Origin of the sequence: Bacillus yunxiaonensis (genome assembly GCF_037104695.1) — a bacterium.
Taxonomy (GTDB): domain Bacteria; phylum Bacillota; class Bacilli; order Bacillales; family Bacillaceae_G; genus Bacillus_A; species Bacillus_A yunxiaonensis.
The window spans coordinates 576,166-599,387 of record NZ_JBAWSV010000001.1 but is presented as its reverse complement, the minus strand read 5'-3'; the positions used below and the strand labels follow the sequence as shown (position 1 = coordinate 599,387).

Genomic DNA, 23,222 nt, shown 5'->3' with positions numbered 1-23,222 from the left:
GGGAACTTGAAATGAAGGAAACTGATTTATATGTAGAGAAAAATAACAGTTATTATATTTCAACCAATAAAGACTTGTTACAAATTGACACTATTCATGCTTTTCTTTGTAACGATTCTTATTGGGCAAAGGGGATACACAAAGCACTAATTGTAGAAACAATTCAAAACTCATCACTTTGTTATGGCGTATATGATAGTGAAACGAATCAACAAGTAGGTTTTGCAAGAGTCGTCACAGATTTTGTTCGCTTTTCTTGGTTAGCAGATGTATTTATTCTTCCTACGTGCAGAGGAAAAGGTTTAAGCAAGTGGTTAATTGAGACGATAGTAAACCATCCAAAGTTAAAAGGTACACGGTTTATGCTAGTTACACAAGATGCTCATACGTTATACGAGCAGTATGGATTTGAGAAAATTACAGAACCAGAGAAATTCATGATGAGGAAGTTAAACATGGAAGTTGTTTTAGAAGGCTATGGATTATAGTTATAAACGTTATAGCACAAAAAAATTTACATAATAATATTATGTAAACTCAATGCTTTTAATAATATAAAAGGAAAATATAAAATTTTGTATGAAAGAAAGGAAGTAGCATAATGATTAGAATCTTGACTGAAACTGATGCAGAAAATTATTGGAAGTTACGTTTAGAAGCACTGCAGAAAAATCCAGAGGCATACGTTACTACATATGAAGAAGCAATTCAAAAGAAAGAACCTATCAAGCAAGCGGCACAAAATTTACAAGCAGAAGATAACTATACTTTCGGGGCCTTTGATGAGAAGAATAGTCTAGTAGGAATTGTAACACTATTAACAGAATCAAGAGCAGCACTCCGTCATAAAGGACACATCGTAGGAATGTATGTAAGTTTTCAAAGCAGAGGAAGAGGATATGCAAGAAATCTAATACAAGAAATCGTGAAAAAAGCAAAGACTCTAAATATAGAACAAATTGGTTTATCAGTTGTTTCCGACAACATTGCGGCCAAAAAATTATATCATTCAATTGGATTTGAAACGTATGGTGTAGAAAAAAAGGCATTGAAAATTGGTGAAATATATCGAGATGAAGAATATATGATGTTATTTTTATAAGAAATATACATATAAAAGTGAAATAGATTCAATTGGCTCAGCTAATGTTTTTTTAATGTTAAAAAACAGAAAGAATGATAGATATCCAAGCAAACTCTATCTCTATTACATATTTTAAAGTAGAGATAGAGGAGGTGATTATAATATTTCGAATTGTTGATTACCAAGCAACAGAGCCGCTTCGTAAGATTGATGAAACAAAAGCTTTTACTATTCCACAATCCCCAAAAAAAGTTAAATTGGCAGATCTACAAGTTCATATTCCGAAAAAACATGCACGCGAAAATCATGTGGAACTGATTTTCACTGTTGGTATAAAAGGGATTACTGGTATCGCTCAAATTGTGTTTAGAGTTTTTCGTGATGATCAAGAAATCTTTGTGGCTCAACAAGGGATAGAATCTGCTGACTCAGAACAATTTTATATCGTAACATTTCAAGCTATAGACACGAATGTAAAAGCTGGTTCTCATAAGTATCGTGTAACTGCCGAGAATATTACTCCGGGTACAACGGCTGCTGTTGTCGGACCACTGTCTTTTAGTGCTTTAGCTATAGCAAAAGACCATGATCGTCATGAATAATATATGATGAATAAAAATTGGGAACATCTTTATTTTGTTTAGAGAGGAGTTTCTCCTCCTCTCTTTTTATGAAATAAGGATTATAAGAAATTTACTACTATCAGCCCCATTTCCGTCAACTATATCTTGGACTTTAACATTATCAAGACCTAACTCACAAAAATCCCTAAAAATAAAGGAGAATACATATTAGTCATGAGAAATATGTGTTCTCCTTTTTCCTTTTATCAAGTTCAAGCCTCGTTGGGGTAGCACCACATCGCTATCAAGCTAACAAAACAAAATTCCCCCTAAAATGAAAAAAACGCCATCCTTTCTGTATATTTCTACAAAAAGAATAACGCTTTCTATGAATTATGGATATAAATTCCTCTTAGGTTGATAGTAATGTATGGTGACCCCTATAGTCTATATTCCATTTGTTTAAGTGTTCATGCATTCTTGGTCAACAACTTGAGAACCCAATAAATGAGCTCTATTTTCAAGTTCACAAGACTTATTCTTTCTTAATTAGCTCTTTTTAGAGGTAATTTCGCATTTTGCTTCCGAGTTCCAAACCCTAATGCGATGGCAGCGCCAATACAGCTAGAAAAGCAACCAGCAAACAAATACAATGATGGATCTGACTCACCGATTAAAACGGAAGCTATTCCTCCAATTACCGGGAAAAGTGCAACCATATAGCCACTTTGAGCTCCTCCAATTTTTTCTACAAGCTTCAAATAGAATAACCATGCTACAAATGAAGCAACCAGAGTTAAATATAGCAACACAGATAAGTATGAAAACGATGTTGGAAAAATAAATTCTTGTCCTTGAAATAATACAATTACTCCCATCAATATACTGCCCACTGTAAATCCAATGGCATTTGCGTAGATAGGATTCACCTTGTGACTTGCATTTCGTGCTGAGCTGGCATCACCTACTGCTGTAAGAAGCGTACCTAAGATCGCAACCATAATGCCTTTTATGTCATTGGACCCTTGAAAGTTGTTCAAATTCGGATAGATGAGAATACATACGCCTAATACACCCAAAATCCCCCCAAACAAAACGCGTGAATGTAACTTTTCTTTTAAAAAAATCCGGAGAGTAATCGGGGTCAAAATCACCTTTAATGAAAAAACCAATGTTACGATTGCTGCAGAACTCAAAATTGTGGCGTAATAAAGGCATAAGTAACTTAATGCAAAGTTACATACACCAAAAACTATTACAAATGGGATATCTTTTCTTGTTGGCCTCCCTCTTGGTTGAAGGAACCAAACAAGAATCAAAAATAAAAAGGCTGTCATAACTAAACGATAAGTTAAGGATAATTCCAAGCTGACAGGAGTTCCTTGAATTTTTACTGCTATAAAGTTGAGTCCCCATACAATCAAACAAAATATGTACATAAATATTGTCATAAGTTATCTCCCAGATCAAAATTTTTTCTAAATTCATTATTCATTTATACTGTCATTTCTAAAAGGTACAGTTTACAATAAACACAAATGACAGATGAGGTATTTCAATGATGAATGAACTAATATTTAATATCAATCGAGAAAGTAACACTCCTATGTACCAACAAGTTTATCAATACATACGTACTCAGATTTTATCTGGTAAATTAGAAAGGAATACAAAGTTGCCATCGATTAGACAACTTGCTCTCCAATTAGAGGTCAGCAGAAACACAACTCAGGTAGCCTATGAACAATTGCAATCGGAAGGATATATTCGAAGTGAGAACAAAAAGGGATTTTTTGTAGAGGCAACTATATCGGATGAGACGCTTAATTATGAACCCATTAGAGAACAGCATCATGAAAAAAATCAAACTGACATAAAATTTATTGACTTTAAGATTGGGACAGTGGATCAAGAGAACTTCCCTTTGAAAAAATGGAGAATGCTTACAAACAAAATCGTTAAAGACTCTAGCATGTTTTCATACGGAGAAAAACAAGGCGATATTAAATTAAGAAAGGTACTAGCAGATTACTTGTTTCAATCAAGAGGGGTTAATACTTCTGCTGAACAGATTATTATTGGCAGTAGCACACAACACTTGTTATTACTTTTGTCGCTGTTGCTAAAGCAAGACTATCATTATCTGGCAGTAGAGGACCCTGGATATAATGTGGCAAGGGAACTATTTGCTCTTCAGTCATTTATCATTGATCCGATCCCGGTAAAAGAACAAGGCATCCAAGTCGATCGCCTTTTAAAATCGCCTTCTAGACTTTTATATGTCACTCCCACTCACCACTTTCCATATGGAGTAACTATCCCCGTCAATGAAAGATTAAAGTTAATTCAATGGGCAAAAAGGGTGGAAGGATATATTATTGAGGATGATTACGATAGTGAATTTCGATACATCCATCAACCTATACCGTCTCTTCAAAGTTTAGATTCTAATGATAGGGTGGTTTATTTAGGAACTTTTTCAAAAGCACTGTTACCTTCTATCCGTGTCAGTTATATGGTTTTGCCTAGGAGGCTAGTAAGTGAATATAAAAAGATACTCCCTTTGCTTGAGCAAACATCCTCATCCATTCATCAGAGAACACTGGCGACCTTTATGAATGAAGGATATTGGTACTCACACTTAAGGAAGATGAAAGCTTTGTATAAACGTAAAATGAATCTATTGAATAGGGAATTACTAAAACACTTTAAGAATTATGTTGAAATAAAAGGTGGTAGCTCCGGAATTTTCGTTATTATTGAAGTTAAAACAAAAATGAGTGAAAAAATGCTAATTGAAAGGGCATATGAACACGGAATTGCAGTTTATCCTTGCTCAAAATATTTCTCGAAATATATACCACAATATCCGCATATTCAACTTGGATTGGGTAATTTATGTGAAGAAAAGATAATAAAAGGAGTATCTCAACTAGCAAAAATTTGGTTATAATCTTGATTTTTTCCCTAAAAAAGTTTTTTCGTTTTTCCTATTAGGGGTAGCGTCACATCGCTATCAACCTAATAAAACAAAATCCCCCCTAAAATGAAAAAATACGCTATTCTTTCTGTAGAATCATAAGTGTTTAGTAATAATAAAGATGTTTAATTTCAATATAGAAGACAATAACCTTACTACATATTGAATGTAGTAAGGTTATGTAAAGTTGTTTAAAAAAGTATTAATCTCCACAAACTTATTTAAGGGGTAGTGTCAGAAAATCTGTTACTGTATAGGAACTAATATTTCACATAAATGATTATCAATCATTTGTGAAGTATATCTTTCTACAATTGGTTGTTCTCTTATTGATAGATTATTTTTTTCTATTTCAGAAAAAATATTACCCCAAAATTCATTGATCGCCTCTTTTGTATGATCAAGCAAGAAAACAGCATATTTTCCGCCAGAAAATTTACCAACTTGAGCTGGTTCTGCCACATTAAAATCTTTATTTATAATAACGCAAACATCATAACGACATTCCTCTTTAGGAGTAACCTCAGGGTTATCCTGTGGTATACCTAAAATTGTAGAATTATTAAATACACCATTCAACTGTGCCCACTTTTTAAAAGACTCCATTAAATCTTTGTTTTGCTTTTCACCATACTCCCCAACATTTCGAAAATAAGTGATTTTTGATTCAGGTAATTCTTCAATAGTTATTTTCATATTTTAGTCCCCTTTCTTAGAAAAGATAATGCTAGTTAAAATGTTTTTCAAGCACTTTTTTAAAAGGATATTTTTGAATCATATGGATTTTTTTATTCAATAACCTGCCCCGTAGTGATGTAAAAAACTTTTAATTAACTTTATTGTTTTTTTAATAATTTTATTATCCTTGCACAATAAGAAAGGATGGCGTTTTTGTATGTCTATTTCTGTATCTGATGAATTACAACTATGTATTTCAAGTTGTTCTATTTGTTTTTGTTAAATATTAAGAAAAATATGATAATATATAAATGGAATTTATAAGAAATTATATTTCCTATATAGCATGGAGGGCTTTTTATGAATATAAACGATATTATTGCAAAAACAAAAATACCAAATACAATTCATACAATTGCAAGTGATTTACGGAAGTTAGGTGTTACAGAAGGAATGACCGTTATTGTGCACTCATCCCTTAGTTCTATAGGCTGGGTGAGTGGAGGTGCTTTGGCTGTAGTAGAAGCATTAATGAAAGTTGTTACAGAAGAAGGTACAATTGTTATGCCGACACAAACGAGTGATTTATCCGATCCGAAAAATTGGCAAATGCCACCGGTTCCGGAAAGTTGGTGGGAAATTATTCGTGACAATGTACCGCCTTTTGATCCAAAAACAACACCAACGCGAAGTATGGGAGAAGTAGTGGAATGTTTTCGTACTTATCCAAATACAAAGAGAAGTAATCATCCTTTACATAGTTTTGCAGCATGGGGAAAGAATGCAGAACAAATTACCGAAAATCACGAACTTTCTCCTAGTTTTGGAGAACTGTCACCTTTACAAAAAATATATGATTTAGATGGATATATATTGTTAATTGGGGTGGATCATGATTCCAATACATCACTTCATTTATCTGAAGTTCGTGCGCAATATCGAGATAAAGTACAAATTGGGGCACCGATTATTGAAAATGGAGTTCGTATATGGAAAGAGTATGAGGAATTCGAATATGATTCTGATGATTTTGAGCCGCTAGGAAAGGCACTTGATGAAACAGGAATGGTTACATATGGAACGATTGGAAATGCATCATGTAAATTGATGAAACAACAAAAAGCTGTCGATTTTGGAACAGAGTGGTTTTTGACACAAAAGCAAACGAATAAAATATGTAATTAAAGGATGGAGAACATGAAGGAGAAAAAGGTACTAATTACAAGTGGCGGCTGTTTAGAAAAGTGGGATCAAGTTAGGGGACATACAAATTTGTCAACTGGAAGAATGGGAAGACTTCTCGCGGAAGAAGCTTTGAAAGTAGGAGCTTCGGTTATATATTTACACGGTTATTTTGCAGAAAAACCTGAAACAGATGATAATCTTTCATCTTATTCTTTTGAGGGAATTATCGATTTGCAAGATAAAATGAAACAAATAATTACACGTGAAAAAATAGATATTGTTATTATGGCAGCGGCTGGATCAGACTGGATTGTTGATAAAATTGTCGATCGAGACGGAAATATAATGAATGAAATAGGTAAGTTATCAAGTGATATGCCGCCAGTTATTCATTTTAAGAAAGCTCCAAAGGTATTGGCACAAATTAAACAATGGGATCCCAATGTTGTATTAACTGGATTTAAATTAGAAAGCGGTGTAAATCAACAAGAATTAGTAAATAGAGCTCAAGCTCGAATGAAAGGTTCACAAGCAGATTTTATGGTTGCGAATGCTTCAGATGCACTATATACATATGAAACGAATCACTACATTATTTCTAAAGATGGTGACGTGCAAGTATGTAACGATAAAGCAGAGACAGCAAAAGTTTTGATTGATAAAATCGCAACGATTCATTCTGAAAGAGAACAATTGCTTATTCATCATTCATAATAAGCGGGAATATATATTATTAAAAAGTAATGCTGGGAATTATACATAGATATATTGAGTGAAATGAGGAGGGCAAGGGGATGGAAAATCTACTAAAAAAAGCAATCCAACTACGCAACGAGCAAAAATTTGTTCAATCAAGAGAGATATTGTTAGGTTTAACAAACTTTACGCAAGATCCCGAAGTCTTGTATCAATGTGCATGGACGCATGATGCGATGGGAATGGAAACGGAAGCCGTTTTATATTATGAGAAAGCTATTGAGCAGGGATTAGAAGGAGAAAGCTTACGCGGGGCTTATATCGGTTTAGGGAGTACATATCGCTGTATTGGGGAATATGATAAAGCGATTGCTGCATTAGAAGCTGGAATAGAACGTTATCCAGATGATGATGTAATGAAAGTGTTTTTATCATTGGCAAAGTATAATGTACAATCTCATGAAGAAGCGATGAAACTCCTGCTAGATGTGGCAATGAAAACGGAAAGTGTAAAAACATATGCAAAAGCAATTACATTTTATAAAGAGCGTTTAAATGAAATCTTTAAATAAAATCTTTAAATAAAATGGTAGAGTTACAAGTATATAACTACCGGCCGAAAGATAAAATATTCAGCCGGTAGTTAAGAGTACTGAATAAATAACATTCTTTAAGAGTATTTGTTATTTCGGGATGATTACAAATGCATTTGGAAGATAGCGCATTCCTACGGAAGTTTCAGTTGCAGGTTTAAGCTGTAATTCCCCTTTATAAATCATCGTTGAAGAACCTCCACCGTCTAAGGCAAATGCATCTATACATCCATATTTTTGGAAAATGGATACCATATCTCTCATAGAAGCACCACGGTGATACTTGTTCCAATAAAATCTTCCGTCTGTTACAATCATTATTACATTCCCTTGTGAATCTTGTCCGATTCCTGTACGAGGCGCCCAGCCATATGCTTCTTCAATGTGATCCGTCACCATATCTTTTCCGTCTACAATCAGTTGCGGCCCGAATGTAACAGCTTGTGTTACGTTCATATGTTCTAACTCATTAATGGAGTATGTTCCTGTAATGAATTGTCCTTTTTTTGTGAATCCGCAAACAGCATTACGTGCATCTCGACTAAATCCAGGCTCTGAACGAATAATGCCATCAGAAATTGCAATCCCTATGACTTCTCCGCCACGCCCAACACCTCCTGGATCTTTAAATCCTCCTGCGTTGATACCTCCAATAGCACCATTTTGTTCAATGAGATCAGATAATGGTTGTCCTTGATTATGATATTTGGAACTTACTAAATGAATGGTAGTCGGATCGTTAACCTTCATTATTTTTGCTGTGAAATGTGGATCTTCGAGCGTTTCAACAGTTACAGATAAGTGCTGTTTTTTACGGGAAAATAAAAAATTGTGAAGTTTTGATTTTTGGGTGGGCGGTGCATAAATAGCAGTTTCCAATTGTTGAATTTCATCTTTTGACAAAAGTAATCTTGCGAATTGCGGGTGCTGTGATGACAGAATAGATCCTCCGATCATTTCGCGAAGTTTATGGCCAGCGCTTGTACTGTACAACCAAATCACTCCTCCTGCTAGGACAATGAGGAGTACGAGACTAATTCGTTTTATTCCCTTTTTTATCCTTCTATGCATGTGAATACCTTCTTTTTTTCATAGTATGTCACATTTATTATTTTTCAACACAATTAAAAACCGGCATGCATAAAGCTTACCGGTTTTCGTCGTAAAAATTAGAAAAATATGATAAAATGAAAGAGTAACTCATGGCCAGAGTGGTTGTTCTATTATCACTTCTCTAATGAAGGGAGGTGATAATTTGAGTGAACTTTCGTTACTTTTGCAAGGTGGTCTTTTTCTCGTTGCATTGCTGACGTTTGTTGTGTTATTAATTGACAAGCTCAAAAAATAACAACCCACTCTACGCCAATAGAAGGTGGGTTGTTTCATTCATAAGAAACAAATAGGATAATGAATAATCCACTCTGCTGAGTTATATGGGACTAGTGTGTTGCCGCACACTAGTCTTTTTCTATTCATATGCTAATTTGATTTATTTATGTGATTGTATTGCTCTTTTCATTGTTATTATAGCATAATCCTGTTTATGTAAGGAAGGAGACCGTATGTTCTTGTTTTTGTAATCGCATCGATTGGTTTTCAAGGTCGAGTTCCGCTTGTTGTTTTAAATAATCCGTTCATATATTCTTTTAAACTTTTTTTGTAAAACTCTTGATTGATTGTATCATTTACACCAACAATTGGCGACGGAAGGTCATATGTTTTTTGAGAAAGATGAACAACGACATCAAACACATCAAAGAGGCGAATAAAACAGAATAAGCCATCTTTATCACTTAATAAAATAAAATAATGATTTTCGCAATCGGTATTTAATGTGTTCCACAATGAACTTTTGCTTAAATCTCGTACAATATTTCTATCTTTTAATTCGATAAAATCTACATTGAATAAAATATTAGAAATGGCAACTGCATCTGGATCATGAAAGTAACCATCTATTGTATGTACAGCAAATAAATAAGCCATTTTCAATAAACTCATCTTATATTTGCGATTATCAAGCAGTAATTCGCGTTGAATGGAACCAGCAACTTTTTTTACTCGTTCTTCTTTCCATATTTCATCATGAAGTGAGATATCATGTCTTTTGCATAGTTTCATAATAAGAGAATTTGAAAATTGAAATTCGTCGCTATCAGTTTCGTCATTTGCATATTCTTCATCATATATATCTAGAAGAGGGGAATCAATTTGATGTTTAAGTTGATCTATTTTATACTGAATTAATTTATGGCTAATTAATGGACGATCTACATTTGTTACTACTCTTTCATGACATGCTTCACACACTGTATCGATATAGTAATATCCACATAACACTTCTGGAATAACATATTGTTCTGCATGTTGTTTTTCTTTTTCTCTACATATACTGCACATCGTCATAGCTATCACCTTTTAGTTGCAAATTTTTATATGTCTTTATTGTAGTGTATTTATTTATGTTTTGGAATAAAGAACGAAGAAATAGCATGTAAAATTTTGTTTTGATTTGTTACAATGAGAAGAGAAATTTAAAAGGAGGCTTTTTTTTGAAATCGAAAGCTCATTTTTGGACATTAGAAGTGCTGATGGTTGTAACGATTATTTTTATCTGTACAAAAATATCGTTTTTATTTCAGCCAATCGGTATTTTTATTTCCACATTGTTTTTCCCAATTTTAATTGCTTTATTTCTTTATTTTATGTTTAATCCTGTTCTTCTTTTTTTAGAGAACAAAAAAGTGCCACGTGGTTTAGCTATTTTGCTACTGTACGTATTCATTATTGCATTAATAGCCGTTTCGATCGGTGTTGTGGTTCCAACTCTTTCTCATCAGCTGATGGATTTAATAAAGAACATGCCAACTTATATTAAGGTTGGGAAAGAATACATAACAGATTTATCAAATCATAGGTTATTTCAATGGCTTACAACACAAGATTATGTTTCATTAGAAGTATTAGAAAAGAATGCTCTTAATTATTTGAAAGATATACCAAATACGCTTACAGCGAGTGCGACTGTATTAGTTAGTATTATTACAAACATTGCATTAGTTATTTTCACAGTTCCATTTATTTTGTTTTATATGTTTAAAGATGGACATAAATTTCCTGGAGCAGCAGTTCGTTTTTTACCAGAGTCGTATCATGAAGAAGGGCGTCGTGTCTTAAAAGAGATGAATGAAACCCTTGCTGCATACATTCAAGGCCAAGCGCTTGTTTGTTTATTTGTCGGAGCTTTCACATTTGTCGGTTATTTAATTATCGGGATGCCTTATGCTTTTATTTTAGGAGTTGTGGCGGCACTTACGAATATCATTCCAAACTTAGGTCCCTTTATTGGGGCAGCGCCAGCGGTTATTGTTGGACTATTTGTATCACCGGTGCAAGCGTTATGGGTTATTGTTGTTGTAACGATTGTTCAGCAATTTGAAAGTAATATTCTATCACCGCGAATCATGAGTGAAAAATTAAATATTCATCCGTTAACGATTATTGTGTTAATTCTTGGTGTCGGAAATTTTGCGGGAATTATTGGGATGATTTTAGCTGTACCAGCGTATGCTGTGACGAAAACAATCGTTTTAAATTTAGTAAGGCTTTTTAAAGTGAAAAAAAATAAGAAGTAGAAAGAAGACCAGTTACATATTGTAGCTGGTCTTCTTGTGTTTTAGTACCGATAGTATGATTTTATCCCGCTATTCGCGGGCAGTAAGATCCCCATCTCAAGATTCAAAGAATAGGTGAGGAATAACTGCCTGTAAAAGCCCGATTGGTGAGAGCTTTCCATCAGTGGGGATGAGGAAAACCCTAACTGATGGAAGTTTTACTTTATTCCAGCAGTAGATTTTTCAAATTTTGCAAGCTGCTTTGCTGTATGTTACAAAGTTGACAAAGATAATTTTCAATAGTACCGTATTTTTCTATAATCTCATTGTAAATCTCATCTAAATATTTACGCCGTACCTCTAATATTGGTTTTACGCACTCAGGTGAGGTTTGAAGAAGACGCATCTATCTAATAAATTCTTCATAGCTTTCATGATTATATCTTCGGTTACACATAATGAAATTCTTTTAAATACTTATCTTCGTTTATTTAACATTCTCACATAAGATTATGATTTGTTATGCAGAGTCTACCTCCGCAATCCAAATCATAATTCGCCGTTTTGACAAAATCATTCTAAACATCTCCTTTCATTGTTGTTTGTTATTAAAAAATTAAAGGTGGTTATAAAACGAAATTTGACGATCTTTTACTTCGTCCATGATCTTTTGAACACGTTGTTCATGTTCAAGCTCTTCTCTAGATAGACGTGTTTTTTGAATCGTAATCGTTAAAAAGAATACATGAAATGTCATATACTGTTTACTCCTCTCGAGTGAATAAATTTGTAAGAAGGCGAAAATCGCACAAAAAAGCCACAGGAAGACAAAGTGCTCCTGCGGCAAGGCGTGAAAAAGCCACAGGAAGGCATTCGACCTCCTGTGGCAGAATTATTTAATCATAATAAAGGCGATTTTCAATTCTCCATATGGGTGGTCGAATATATATTTGATTGTAAGACAGATGCTACATAAACACTTATTTTCATCATTTCATTCGACCTCCTTTGGAAATTTTTTCTTACTTAAGTAAGTATATACAATTAGGTAACTTTTGTAAACCCTTGAAATGTAAAAATAGGATAAAAATTTTGAATTTTGATGAAATCGCATAACTTCTAAGGGAAATGTAATCGTAAATGACGAATTATTAGCGTGGGGAGGGATGGGAATGAAATTATTAATCTTAGGTGGATCACGCTTTTTAGGAAGAGCTGTAGTTGAAGAGGCATTAAAGAGAAACTATGAAGTGACTATATTGAATCGGGGCAACAACAATGATATTTTCAAAGATAAAAATGTAGAAGTGCTTATTAGTGATCGAGATAGAGACCTAGATGTACTGAAGGGAAGAGTATGGGATGCAGCAGTTGATACGTGCGGATTTGCTCCGCGAACTGTAGAGAAGTCCACATCTATGTTAGCAAATCATGTTCGGCATTATACCTTTATCTCTAGTCTGTCTGTATATAAAGATTGGATTCCAGTGGGAATTACAGAAGATTATGAAGTACAAACTTTATCAGAAGAAAAAGCAGCAGAAATTGACGGGAGTGCGGCAGGGACTACTTACAACGAGTATTATGGCCCTTTAAAAAGATTATGCGAAATAGAAGCTGAGAAACATTTACCGGGTCAAGTACTGTCTGTAAGAGCGGGGCTTATTGTCGGCTCAAATGATTATTCAGATCGGTTACCTTATTGGATAAAACGAATCGCAAAAGGTGGCCGAGTATTAGCGCCAGGAAATCCCAAAAGAAAAATACAATTTATTGATGTGAAAGATTTGGCGATTTGGATTGTTAACATGATTGAACAAAATATTACAGGAATTTATAATGTGACGGGACCAGACTATCCATTAACAATGGAGCGGTTATTAGAAAGTTGCAAAGGTATAACAAATAGTGATTCAGAATTTGTTTGGGTAAGTGAAAAGTTTTTACTTGAGAACAATGTAGCACCTTGGACTGAAATGCCGTTGTGGATACCGGAGGAATTTGCTCTTCCAGAAGAGAAAGAACCTTGGCGAGGTGACAGTTCATTTAATATTGATAAGGTGTTAAGTACGGGGCTGACATTTCGCTCACTTGAAGAAACGATTTTTGATATTTGGAAGTGGGAACAGTTGCGTAGTGAAACCGAAGAACGAAAAGCAGGGTTAGCATTTGAAAAAGAACAACAATTATTGAAAAGATGGATGGAGGCACAACCATTGTCATGAGTTTTCAAGCAGATTCTCTTTTAAAAACAGCAATTAGCATAGTACTATTTCCATTTACAGCTGTAAATATGTACATAAGAAAAAAGAATGCAACGAAAGAGCCTGGAAGTATTGTAAATGTAGATGGTCGTAATGTTCATACTATGATTTCTGGTGAAGGAAATGGAAATCCGACTGTTATTTTAGATGCAGGATTAAGTGGTAATTGCTTAGCTTGGTGTCTTGTCCAGCCTGAATTATCAAAGTTTACAAGGGTGGTTTCTTTTGACCGGGCTGGATATGGCTGGAGTGATACGAGAAGTGGTTTATCGACTAGTCAAGAAGTAGTCAATGATTTGAAAATTGCTTTAGAAAAAATGCAAATTGCTCCTCCTTATATTTTAGTAGCACATTCATTTGCAGGACTAAATATGCGTTTATTTGCAAGTCAATATCCTGATGAGGTATCAGGAATTGTATTGGTTGATGCTGTACATGAAAATCGATATTTAAAGGAGGAAATGAACGAGGAGAGATCACAACAATACGTAAAAAGTGTAAAACAGATGAGATTAGGATATATCACTTCTGCGATTGGTTTGCCGCGTTTATTAAATATGCCAGTAGGAGGCAGAAGCCTTCCGGCGCAAGTTCAAGATCACGTAAAACATGTGGGATACACTGCCGGAGCATATGAAGCTGTCTACAAAGAGATGTTGTATAGTGAAGAGTCAGCGAAACAAGTAAAACGAGCAAATAGTTTACGAGAAAACTTGCCGGTCATCGCGATTAGTTCTAACAATTCAGATCCAACATGGAAAGAGCAGCAGCAACTTTTATGCCAACTAACAAACTGTACAAAACATATTCAAACAGAGAATGGTCATTCGATTCAGCTGGAAAATCCCGAGGTCGTGATAAAGACCATACTAGAACTGATGTAAATGCTATTATAATTAAAGAATAAAGGACAGTTACTACGTGTTGAAATCTTTTAGAATAAAGTGTTGAGAAGGATCAAGGTTTCTATAAAAATAAGAGAAACCTTGACCTTTTTATTTTCTTTACATACCCTATATGTTTAAATCAAAAGTAATGAATTGGAAAAATATATAAATTACAAGTGAAAAATACATATAAAAAGAATAGACTTGTAAAAGGAGGGATGGGGGATGAAAGGTTGGAAAGATGACATTTTTAAAATACTTGGAGTATGGTCTTTACTTGGTGCTTATATCATTTTAACGATGACTATGCGCTACTCATGGGCTACCGTGTATCAAAGCTTAGCTGTAGTTGGGGTACCTGTCATTGGAATAGTGTGGTATTTTGCGATAAGAAATGTAATGTGTGCAAACAAGTTGTTTTTAAGAGGAATGCGTGTAACCTTATATCTCGCTTATGCATGGTCATGTTGGATGCTTCGAAATATTTACGGTGTAGAAAACGAAGAAGTATGGCTCTCTGTTAGTTGGTTACTTCCAGCGTTATATCTTTATGTAACAGACAAAAAAGCAGAATGGTATGTGCTTGGAGGCGGAGCGTTACTTTTCTTTTTATCAACGATAAACGAAATGAAGTGGTTTACTGTTTCGGATAAATGGCAATCTATTATAATAACGATCGCTTCCCTTATGTGGTACCGAATTGAACTGAAAATGCCGGGGCGTTATTTATTTTACACAACTAGTTTACTAGGATTATGGATGGTGTACCTTGAAAATTTATATGAAGGAGGAGAGCCTAACTATTGGATCAAAGTAGTGTGTGCAATCCTCATGACAGTCATGTACGTTATTATATTTAAAAGGTTAAAAGAAGGAAATTTATATAGAATAACAACTGGCGCAATCTTAACGGCGTGGTCATTGTATGCATTGATAGACATCACCAATCTATTTACAAATTTAACTATGAATATCTCTTATATATTGATGGGATTGGTCGTTTTGTTTGTTGTAATTTCGCAGCAATTTTTTACTTGGCAAGAAAAAAAGAATCAAACACAAACAAATCATCGAAAAATAGGAGAATATGTGCTGTTTGTTTTAGTAAGCTCAATAGGAAGTGTTCTTTTTCTTGCGGGTCTCTATTTCATTTTATGGGAAACATTAAGAAAAAGCAGTGTAATCATGATTATAAGCGCTATGCTAAGTGTGCTTGGAATATGGGGATATAAAAAAATAACAGCAAAATTTTTACGTGTTTTTTTATTTGTCTTCGCTATCATGGCAGGAATTACAACGCTTGTAACAAATCATCATTACATATGGGGAGTGTTGTATGGTGGTTGTATTTTTGCGTATTGGATGTTCGCAAAACATAAGGCAGAACAACATAGTTTATGGTGGTTATTGGAAGGGATTATACTAAGTGAGTGTATGAGAGGTGCGGACTATTCAACAGGTATGGGCTATCTCGTACTCATTCATATTGGATTTTTAATTTTTGCGATTGCACGAAAAAATGAATTTTTATTACGAAATAGTGCAGGATTTGGAATGATGTATGTATTTTTCTATTTGTTAGAGAAATACGAAGGTGCAGATTTTTGGTTTATTGTAATTGCACATGGTGGATATATATTACTCCTTGTGTTAGGAATGCTATATGTAAAGGATTCTGTAATGAAGCGGATTGGTATCGTTATTTATTTGTTTACGAATCTTATTATGTATGAAACAAATTACATTGGAAACTATGGATTAAGCTGGATGCTATTTCTTGCAGGGATTATATTGTTACAAACAAAAAAGCCGCAAAAACAAGAGAATATCATAACATATAACATAACATACAAGAAAAAATATGTATGGTTAGTGGGTATACTTTCTGCTTTTATTTTATTAGGTACTGTTACACATCAAGAATGGAACTATTATAACAGTAATACTGTGTTACTAGAATTAGAAAATCCAATTGAGAAATCAGCGCAAACGAAAAAAGTGTGGTTTTTTTACAAAATAGAAGTGGAAGCGAACGAAATGATGTTGAATCGTGACACAAAAAAAGAAACAAAAACACCTGTATTTATAAAATTGAAAAAAGGACAGGGAGAGAGTTATCGAATAGATAAAATAAAGATCAATGACTATCCGAAAGAAAAAGGCATCTGGATAAAAGGATATATGAACTACGGGTATATTACGATAGGAAGTATGCGTGAAGTTCCCGTTACCCTTATAAAAGGGGAAGGGCTGTATGCAAAAGTACAAATTGCAAAGAACGGAAATAGCAGAGTAATTGAAATTCAGTGAAAGTAAAATGTACATGAATGGGAAATCTTATTATCCATTCGTACAGCGGGAACAAGGTATAAAAGGTATTTTTCAGACTGTGGAGAAAAGTTTCTCTACAGTCTGTTTTTGTGTTCTTAGGTGCAAGTGATGCGAAGTTATAAAATGAAGGTCTAATCAAAATGTTTAATTCTTTTTGTACTTAATTGAATTTTAAAAGCCATATAAGCTAAACAACGCCATTATAGATGGTGTTATTTATGTTTTCTTAGGCAATTATTTATTACAAAATGCAAATGATTATTTACATTTTGTTGGTAATCATTTACAATCATAGAAAATGAGGGAAGGGAAATTATGATGCTTGAAAACAGAGTTAGAGAATTACGAGCACGATTTAGGTGGACTCAGCAAGACTTGGCCGATGCAATTGGAGTGACAAGGCAGACAATCGGATTAATTGAAAAAGGTGATTATTCTCCATCTGTCACTATGGCGTTAAAAATAGCTGCTGCGTTTAATGTTACTGTAGAAGATGTTTTTTATTTAAAAGGAAAGGAATGAATGAGTATGATGAAACAGATTTTGAGGTCACCGCTTATTGGTGCGAGTTTATTTGTATTGATCATTGCATTTTTACTGTTTTCTCTTATGAGCACACAGGTCGCTTTGGCTAGAATGTGTTTTGGGATTTTGGTAATGTTTACTTTTTTGTGGTTTATTCTTACAAAGCTTTATAACCGAAAGAATCCTGATGATAAGATTAAAGTATTTGGATTTATACCATCCGAATTTCGTGAAATAGATGAAGGTCAACAGTGGGTCACCTATAAGGCTTGTAGGAATGTGTATATTTACTATAGCTTTGCCCTTCCAGTAACGGCAGGAATTTGCTTCCTCTTTTCTCATAATATTCTCGTTCCATTAATGTGCATTGGCGTACTAGGTGTAGGTCAATACATTGTCTATTGGCTAACTACTATTCGTGTTTTAAATCGTATTTAATCTGAACAAAAAAGGGAGATGAAACAGTATGTTGGAGTGGGCTCAAAATGCAGGCGAATTATGGCAATATTTAGTTTTATTTTTATTGGCTTTTGCTCCATGGATGGATGTATCAATTGTTGTACCACTCGGTATCGTATGGGGATTACAACCATTTGCAGTAGGACTGATGGCATTTACAGGGAATCTTATCTTGGTTCTATTACTGGGCTTCTTCTTTAAGCAGTTTGCAAAATGGCGAACTGCAAGGAAATTAAAAAAAGGGATAACAACACCTTCTAAAAAGGAAACCAGATCAAGGCGAATATGGGAACGATATGGTATTCCGGGTTTAGCTCTGCTAGGTCCAATTCTTGTAGGAACTGATATTGCGGCCGTACTAGCTTTAACATTTGGATCTTCCCGGAGACACGTCATAAGCTGGATGACGGTAAGTCTAGCAGTATGGACAGTCATTTTTGTAGTTGCTTCGATGTATGGGTTTAGCTTTTTAAATATCATTTAGGATAACATAAAGATTTTATATAATCTAAAGTGTAATACTTAAATAGGTTTCTTTTAAGTTCTCTCCCATGGTACGGAGATATAATTGACCACAATAACTTTAGGAATTCTAACACTTTTCCGGTATATACAGGTAAAGCAGCAGCGGGACTCGTTGATTTGATACAAAAAGGTATCTTTAAGCAGGATGATAACATCCTATTTGTGCACTCTGGCGGCGCCTCATCGTTATACGCTAATACTTCGCTCTTTTATTGAAGTTTAATTATAATAGGGATATCGCCACATGCCCATCAAGCTAAACCTAAGCAAGAATTAATGCAACTAGATTTTTTCTGTTTTCTAAATAATTAATATGGGCTATTTAAAAATCTGCATACCAAATAAATCCTACCGGGTTTCAATATTTTGTATAAGTCACATTCCTCTAAGTTTATTAAAATGTCAAAAATACCTGTTTTTAGTCGAAAACAGGTATTTTTCTATATGTAAAGATTACTATTGAATGTACGAAGCACTATAGAAATACTTTTATTATTAAGAAACATAAAGAGCTCAAAGGATAAGAAGTAGCTGAATATATAAAATAAAAAGTCGATTTCCTTTACAGGAAATCGACTTTTTATTTAGTGTAATCTATTTAATGTGTAAAAGGTCTAGAATTTTATTTAGTTCTCTCATACAGAGTGGAATTGTTTGATAACTGTAGCTATTTTCGTTGAACTAAGAAAGATGTATATGTTACAATGAAAAAATGACAACAGGGTAATATTGGGTTTATTTCAATAATTACCCAATATTATTTTATCAAAAAATAACTGTGTTTGTCAAACTTTTGGTCAAATTTTTTTGTTGATAAGGAGTGACAATATGGAACAGTATGAGCAAGAGCGGAAGAGAGAACAGCAACGAATAGAGGAAGTAATAAAGAGAATTAAAGAGGATAAAGATGTTCTTCAGCAATATGTGAGTAGTGGAAAAAAAGAGGTAGTTAATATTCGGAAAAACTTTTGGAATGATGTAACAGTTAACTTTGATAATGCTGAAGAAGCCGCGGAAACTGCGGCAAGTATTAAGCAACAAGCAGAGCTATTATCTGAAAGAGAGCGCAGTCATCATCATGCAGATAAGCAGCTTACGATGTTAAAACGACTAGAGCAATCTCCGTATTTTGGGAGAATTGATTTTCTAGAAGAAAATGAAAGAAGTACAGATCGGATTTATCTTGGTATTCATTCGTTTTTTGACGAAAGCACAGAACAATTTCTTGTTTATGATTGGAGAGCACCTATATCCAGTCTGTATTATGATTATTCGTTGGGATCGGCTGTATATAAGGTGCAAAATAAAATCATTACAGGAGAAATAACTTTAAAGAGACAATTTATCATTCGTAACGGTCAAATGGAAAGTATGTTTGATACAGGAGTAACAATTGGTGATGCATTATTACAAGAAGTGTTAGGGAAGAATGCGAATACACAAATGAAAAGTATCATTGCTACGATTCAGAAAGAACAAAATCTAATTATTCGTAATGAAACGAGTCGTTTACTTATTGTGCAAGGAGCAGCAGGAAGCGGAAAAACATCGGCTGCATTGCAGCGTGTGGCTTATTTACTATATCGATATCGAGATACATTACATGCGGATCAAATTATTCTTTTTTCTCCTAATTCAATGTTTAATAGCTATATTTCGACTGTTCTTCCTGAATTAGGAGAAGAAAATATGAAACAGACAACATTTCAAGAGTATGTAGAGGAGCATATAGATAAGATTTTTGATGTAGAAGATCCATTCACACAAATGGAATATGTGCTTTCAGGCATAGAAGAACCAGAATACTCAGTACGTATGCAAGGAATTCGATATAAAGCAAGTGCCCCTTTCGTGAAAGTTGTAGATAACTATGTGACGTATTTGAGACAAGAGGGAATGATTTTTAAAGATGTGAAATTTCGCGGAAATTTATTAATTTCGAAGGAAGAAATTAAAGAAAAATTTTATTCTTTTCCTGTTTCTATGAGAATTCCTAATCGAATAAAATTAATTTCTGAGTGGTTATTAAAAGAACTGAAGAAAAGTGAGCGGCTAGAACGAAAAGAACTTTGGGTTGAAGAAGAAATACAGCTATTAGATAAAGAAATGTATGCTAAAGTTCATAAGAAACTTCAACAAGAGAAACAGTATGGTGATAATACATTCGATGATTTTGAACGTGAACAACAAATGTTAGCTGCAATGATTGTGAATGAGCGTTTTAGACCACTTCGTAAACGTGTGAAGAGGCTTCAGTTCATTAATACGCCTGCGATTTATTTACAGTTGTTTACAGATTCGTTGTTTGCAAAGCAATTTACAGATAATAATGGTTTACCACCAAATTGGAAAGAAATATGCGGAGAAACGTCAGAACGCATACAGCGTTTTTATATGGCATATGAGGATGCGACACCTTATTTATATATAAAAGATCAGCTGGAGGATTTGCAAAGAAATACATCTGTAGAGCATATATTTATTGATGAAGCTCAAGATTATTCTGTTTTTCAGTTTACCTATTTGAAGCGATTATTTCCGCATAGTAAAATGACGATACTTGGTGATTTTAATCAAACAATACATGCACATGCCGCTGAAAATGAATTTTCTCAATTATATGATTTGTATGGAGAAGAAAAAAGTGAGTGCATTGAACTTACACGTAGTTATCGTTCGACGAAACAAATTATTGAATTTACACGGCAACTTATTTTAGGGGGAGATTCTATTGAACCTTTTCAACGTGAGGGAAGCAAACCAGTTATAACAGTAGTAGACATAGAAGAGGAACTGCATAAGAAAATTGTAAGTCGGATTAAAAACTTGAAAGAAAATGGTCACAAAACGATAGTAGTTATTTGTAAAACTGCTCAAGAAAGTAAAGCAGCATATGACATACTGCAGCAATATGTACAAATTCATCTTATCGAAAAAGAAACAACTTCTTTCGATTCAGGTATACTTATCGTACCTTCTTATTTAGCGAAAGGTGTAGAGTTTGACGCTGTTATTATTTATAATGCTTCAAACCAACAATATAGAAAAGAAAGTGAACGTAAACTGTTCTATACAGCTTGTACACGTGCTATGCACGAGTTATATATTTATTATATAAACGAAATAAGTCCGTTTTTATCAACAGTTGAGGAAAATACTTATACACAGGATAAATAAACCATATAAAAAGAGATCATGTTTTATAGCATGTTCTCTTTTTAGTTTACATTTTAATCCCGCGATTCTCGGCAGTAAGATCTCCCGCCCCAAGATTCATATGAAAAGCTAAGAAGATAGTTGGAGGGAAACTGCCTGTAAAAGCCTGATTGAGTAGGTTTTCCGTCAATGGAGGATGAAGAAAATCTATATTGACGAAAGATTCGCTTTATCTGGCAGCTGAACGGTTACACTGTATTTCATTCATGACAAATAGTGTGTTTTTGAGAATGAAATTTCCTCACATAAGACATAATAATATGTAAGAAATTCCGATTAGATTAAAAAATTGCAGTGATAACTGCTGAAATAGGATGATTAAAATGTGGAAAATGATTGTTTCCTATCTTCCAGAGTGGAAAGTTTTCATGCAAGCTTTTATCGTATTTTTCATTCCATATGTAATTTCTAAAATTTTTAGTTGGATTCATTCGTTAGAGCAAGAATAATGAAATGGATTATTAATTGTATTCATTTTTGGTTCAACTAAAAGAAGAATACAGAATATTAAAGAGTTAATATCAGATGTATTGATGAGAGTACACAAGTAGGATTCACGGAATTTTTTTTGTGAAATCATGTTGAAAATAAAACCTCATCATTAACAAAAAAGATATATTTCAGAATGACAAGTGATAGTTTAATAGAAACATTATCAACAAGAACTTTGAAAGAAAGGGCAGTGGAGTACCTCAATAAAATAAGGAATCCATCCTCATAAAACATATTTTGTAGCTCTATGTTTTTAATGAATGATTTTAGACTACAATTGTATTTTCTTAATGTTCCATATGAGAGAATCGACACCTTTAGAGAAATGATAAATCGGTTTTATTTCAGTAAAGTCAAATTGAAAAGGAAAAAAAAGGGTATTCATATATATTTCCGCCTCTACTTTTTGCAATGGCCAAGGAAGATGGTGTATTTCGCTACAATAAATATTGGACCTGTTATCGGAACTGTAGAAGCAATATCGCTCTGTGAGCCAATAGTCGAGTGTCTCTTTTTTAGCAAAATAAATTTCCGATAAGGGAACGTATTTGCTGTTAAAAGTTATAGGATTATTTGTTTTTCCTTTACGAATACTTTGGCAATGAAAGGTTTGTCCTTCTTTTTGAAAAGAAATTTGTGCGGAGTAATAAGGTAAACGAAACCATTTCTTCGCTATTGTATATGAAGCCCAATCCTCCACATCAAGGGATATGAAATAAACGCCAGGTTTACCCTCGTATTGAACATATGTCCGTACATTTATTTCTGAAAATTTAGAAACTAGTGATACAGATGGCAATCCGCGGGGATATATTCCATCCATAACGAATACAACTACCCCTAACCAAGCGTATCCATCAAAGGTGTCAATTTTTAAGGAAGGAGGAATATGTGGTCGTAGTGCTTCAATAGGAATAGGCCAATGAACAAACAATAAATTATTCCAGGTTTGCCGCATAATCCATTTTTTTGAATGTAATGGCCAAGGGCGGTGATTAATTTTATTCATTAAATTCATAAAATGATCTCCTTTATTTTTTATATGTATCTAGTTTAAGTTGAAAGAATGAAACAGGTCACTTTTTTACCGTGCATTAACGAGCAGTAAGACTACAATTCAAGATTCTAAA

Annotated in this window: 24 protein-coding genes and 1 pseudogene; 18 read left to right on the top strand and 7 right to left on the bottom strand. The window is 33.9% G+C overall.

Going from position 1 to position 23,222, the window contains the following annotated elements; translation table 11 throughout:
* The first annotated feature begins 11 nt into the window (after positions 1–11).
* From WAX78_RS02995 to WAX78_RS02985, 3 genes are all read left to right on the top strand, one after another.
* Complete coding sequence (locus WAX78_RS02995; protein WP_336480805.1) at positions 12–488, top strand: GNAT family N-acetyltransferase; 477 nt, start codon at positions 12–14, stop codon at positions 486–488.
* A 113-nt stretch (positions 489–601) separates the two neighbouring features.
* Positions 602–1,102, top strand: coding sequence for a GNAT family N-acetyltransferase (locus tag WAX78_RS02990; RefSeq protein ID WP_336480804.1), 501 nt, complete (start codon positions 602–604; stop codon positions 1,100–1,102).
* Between the two features lie 143 nt (positions 1,103–1,245).
* Positions 1,246–1,686: an exosporium protein C gene (locus WAX78_RS02985; protein WP_336481347.1), complete on the top strand. Its 441-nt coding sequence runs from the start codon at positions 1,246–1,248 to the stop codon at positions 1,684–1,686.
* Between the two features lie 506 nt (positions 1,687–2,192).
* Here the strand turns inward: WAX78_RS02985 and WAX78_RS02980 are convergent.
* Positions 2,193–3,098 (bottom strand): DMT family transporter, encoded by a 906-nt coding sequence (locus WAX78_RS02980; RefSeq protein WP_336480803.1) that lies wholly within the window; start codon positions 3,096–3,098, stop codon positions 2,193–2,195.
* Between the two features lie 110 nt (positions 3,099–3,208).
* Here WAX78_RS02980 and pdxR point away from each other — a divergent pair, with 110 nt between their 5' ends.
* Complete coding sequence (gene pdxR, locus WAX78_RS02975; RefSeq protein WP_336481346.1) at positions 3,209–4,600, top strand: MocR-like pyridoxine biosynthesis transcription factor PdxR; 1,392 nt, start codon at positions 3,209–3,211, stop codon at positions 4,598–4,600.
* A 273-nt stretch (positions 4,601–4,873) separates the two neighbouring features.
* Here the strand turns inward: pdxR and WAX78_RS02970 are convergent, their stop codons facing one another.
* Complete coding sequence (locus WAX78_RS02970; RefSeq protein WP_336480802.1) at positions 4,874–5,323, bottom strand: AraC family transcriptional regulator; 450 nt, start codon at positions 5,321–5,323, stop codon at positions 4,874–4,876.
* A gap of 342 nt (positions 5,324–5,665) precedes the next feature.
* On the opposite strand from WAX78_RS02970, the gene WAX78_RS02965 reads away from it, so the two are divergent.
* The 3 genes from WAX78_RS02965 to WAX78_RS02955 all read left to right on the top strand — a co-directional run bounded on the left by WAX78_RS02965 (position 5,666) and on the right by WAX78_RS02955 (position 7,758).
* Positions 5,666–6,490: an AAC(3) family N-acetyltransferase gene (locus WAX78_RS02965; protein WP_336480801.1), complete on the top strand. Its 825-nt coding sequence runs from the start codon at positions 5,666–5,668 to the stop codon at positions 6,488–6,490.
* Between the two features lie 12 nt (positions 6,491–6,502).
* Positions 6,503–7,204: a phosphopantothenoylcysteine decarboxylase domain-containing protein gene (locus WAX78_RS02960; protein WP_336480800.1), complete on the top strand. Its 702-nt coding sequence runs from the start codon at positions 6,503–6,505 to the stop codon at positions 7,202–7,204.
* Between the two features lie 80 nt (positions 7,205–7,284).
* On the top strand, positions 7,285–7,758 hold the full coding sequence (locus WAX78_RS02955; protein ID WP_336480799.1) for a tetratricopeptide repeat protein: 474 nt from the start codon (positions 7,285–7,287) through the stop codon (positions 7,756–7,758).
* Positions 7,759–7,869: 111 nt separating this feature from the next.
* On the opposite strand, the gene WAX78_RS02950 is transcribed toward WAX78_RS02955, so the two are convergent.
* Entirely contained in the window at positions 7,870–8,850 is a 981-nt protein-coding gene (locus WAX78_RS02950) for a phosphodiester glycosidase family protein (protein ID WP_336480798.1), read from the bottom strand.
* A gap of 184 nt (positions 8,851–9,034) precedes the next feature.
* Between WAX78_RS02950 and WAX78_RS02945 the strand changes: the two genes are divergently transcribed.
* A complete protein-coding gene (locus tag WAX78_RS02945; protein ID WP_090996886.1) occupies positions 9,035–9,127 on the top strand; it encodes a putative holin-like toxin in 93 nt (30 codons plus the stop codon).
* 248 nt (positions 9,128–9,375) lie between these two features.
* On the opposite strand, the gene WAX78_RS02940 is transcribed toward WAX78_RS02945, so the two are convergent.
* Positions 9,376–10,185 (bottom strand): HNH endonuclease, encoded by an 810-nt coding sequence (locus tag WAX78_RS02940; protein ID WP_336480797.1) that lies wholly within the window; start codon positions 10,183–10,185, stop codon positions 9,376–9,378.
* A 146-nt stretch (positions 10,186–10,331) separates the two neighbouring features.
* Between WAX78_RS02940 and WAX78_RS02935 the strand changes: the two genes are divergently transcribed.
* Positions 10,332–11,414: an AI-2E family transporter gene (locus WAX78_RS02935; RefSeq protein ID WP_336480796.1), complete on the top strand. Its 1,083-nt coding sequence runs from the start codon at positions 10,332–10,334 to the stop codon at positions 11,412–11,414.
* Positions 11,415–11,616: 202 nt separating this feature from the next.
* Here the strand turns inward: WAX78_RS02935 and WAX78_RS25130 are convergent, their stop codons facing one another.
* Both WAX78_RS25130 and WAX78_RS02930 read right to left on the bottom strand, forming a co-directional pair.
* Positions 11,617–11,799 carry a tyrosine-protein phosphatase gene (locus WAX78_RS25130; protein WP_413789150.1) on the bottom strand — a complete coding sequence of 61 codons (183 nt, stop codon included), beginning with the start codon at positions 11,797–11,799 and terminating at the stop codon, positions 11,617–11,619.
* A 210-nt stretch (positions 11,800–12,009) separates the two neighbouring features.
* Positions 12,010–12,150, bottom strand: coding sequence for a YrzI family small protein (locus WAX78_RS02930; protein WP_336480795.1), 141 nt, complete (start codon positions 12,148–12,150; stop codon positions 12,010–12,012).
* Positions 12,151–12,565: 415 nt separating this feature from the next.
* Here WAX78_RS02930 and WAX78_RS02925 point away from each other — a divergent pair, with 415 nt between their 5' ends.
* From WAX78_RS02925 to WAX78_RS02885, 9 genes and pseudogenes are all read left to right on the top strand, one after another.
* The gene (locus WAX78_RS02925) at positions 12,566–13,618 is read left to right on the top strand and encodes an NAD-dependent epimerase/dehydratase family protein (protein ID WP_336480794.1); all 1,053 of its coding nucleotides are present in this window, start codon (positions 12,566–12,568) and stop codon (positions 13,616–13,618) included.
* Complete coding sequence (locus WAX78_RS02920) at positions 13,615–14,541, top strand: alpha/beta hydrolase (RefSeq protein WP_336480793.1); 927 nt, start codon at positions 13,615–13,617, stop codon at positions 14,539–14,541. The genes WAX78_RS02925 and WAX78_RS02920 overlap by 4 nt, the downstream gene beginning before the upstream one ends.
* Before the next feature lie 228 nt (positions 14,542–14,769).
* Positions 14,770–16,854 (top strand): hypothetical protein, encoded by a 2,085-nt coding sequence (locus WAX78_RS02915; protein WP_336480792.1) that lies wholly within the window; start codon positions 14,770–14,772, stop codon positions 16,852–16,854.
* A 336-nt stretch (positions 16,855–17,190) separates the two neighbouring features.
* On the top strand, positions 17,191–17,397 hold the full coding sequence (locus WAX78_RS02910; RefSeq protein WP_336480791.1) for a helix-turn-helix transcriptional regulator: 207 nt from the start codon (positions 17,191–17,193) through the stop codon (positions 17,395–17,397).
* 6 nt (positions 17,398–17,403) lie between these two features.
* Complete coding sequence (locus tag WAX78_RS02905; protein ID WP_336481345.1) at positions 17,404–17,838, top strand: hypothetical protein; 435 nt, start codon at positions 17,404–17,406, stop codon at positions 17,836–17,838.
* Positions 17,839–17,866: 28 nt separating this feature from the next.
* Positions 17,867–18,343 carry a small multi-drug export protein gene (locus WAX78_RS02900; RefSeq protein WP_336480790.1) on the top strand — a complete coding sequence of 159 codons (477 nt, stop codon included), beginning with the start codon at positions 17,867–17,869 and terminating at the stop codon, positions 18,341–18,343.
* Positions 18,344–18,462: 119 nt separating this feature from the next.
* A pseudogene (locus WAX78_RS02895) lies at positions 18,463–18,600 on the top strand (D-cysteine desulfhydrase); the annotation flags it as partial.
* Positions 18,601–19,212: 612 nt separating this feature from the next.
* On the top strand, positions 19,213–21,561 hold the full coding sequence (gene helD / locus WAX78_RS02890) for an RNA polymerase recycling motor HelD (protein WP_336480789.1): 2,349 nt from the start codon (positions 19,213–19,215) through the stop codon (positions 21,559–21,561).
* Positions 21,562–21,923: 362 nt separating this feature from the next.
* Positions 21,924–22,049 carry a hypothetical protein gene (locus tag WAX78_RS02885; RefSeq protein ID WP_336480788.1) on the top strand — a complete coding sequence of 42 codons (126 nt, stop codon included), beginning with the start codon at positions 21,924–21,926 and terminating at the stop codon, positions 22,047–22,049.
* A 314-nt stretch (positions 22,050–22,363) separates the two neighbouring features.
* Here WAX78_RS02885 and WAX78_RS02880 read toward each other — a convergent pair whose 3' ends face one another.
* Positions 22,364–23,110: a YqjF family protein gene (locus WAX78_RS02880; protein WP_336480787.1), complete on the bottom strand. Its 747-nt coding sequence runs from the start codon at positions 23,108–23,110 to the stop codon at positions 22,364–22,366.
* Positions 23,111–23,222 lie beyond the last annotated feature (112 nt).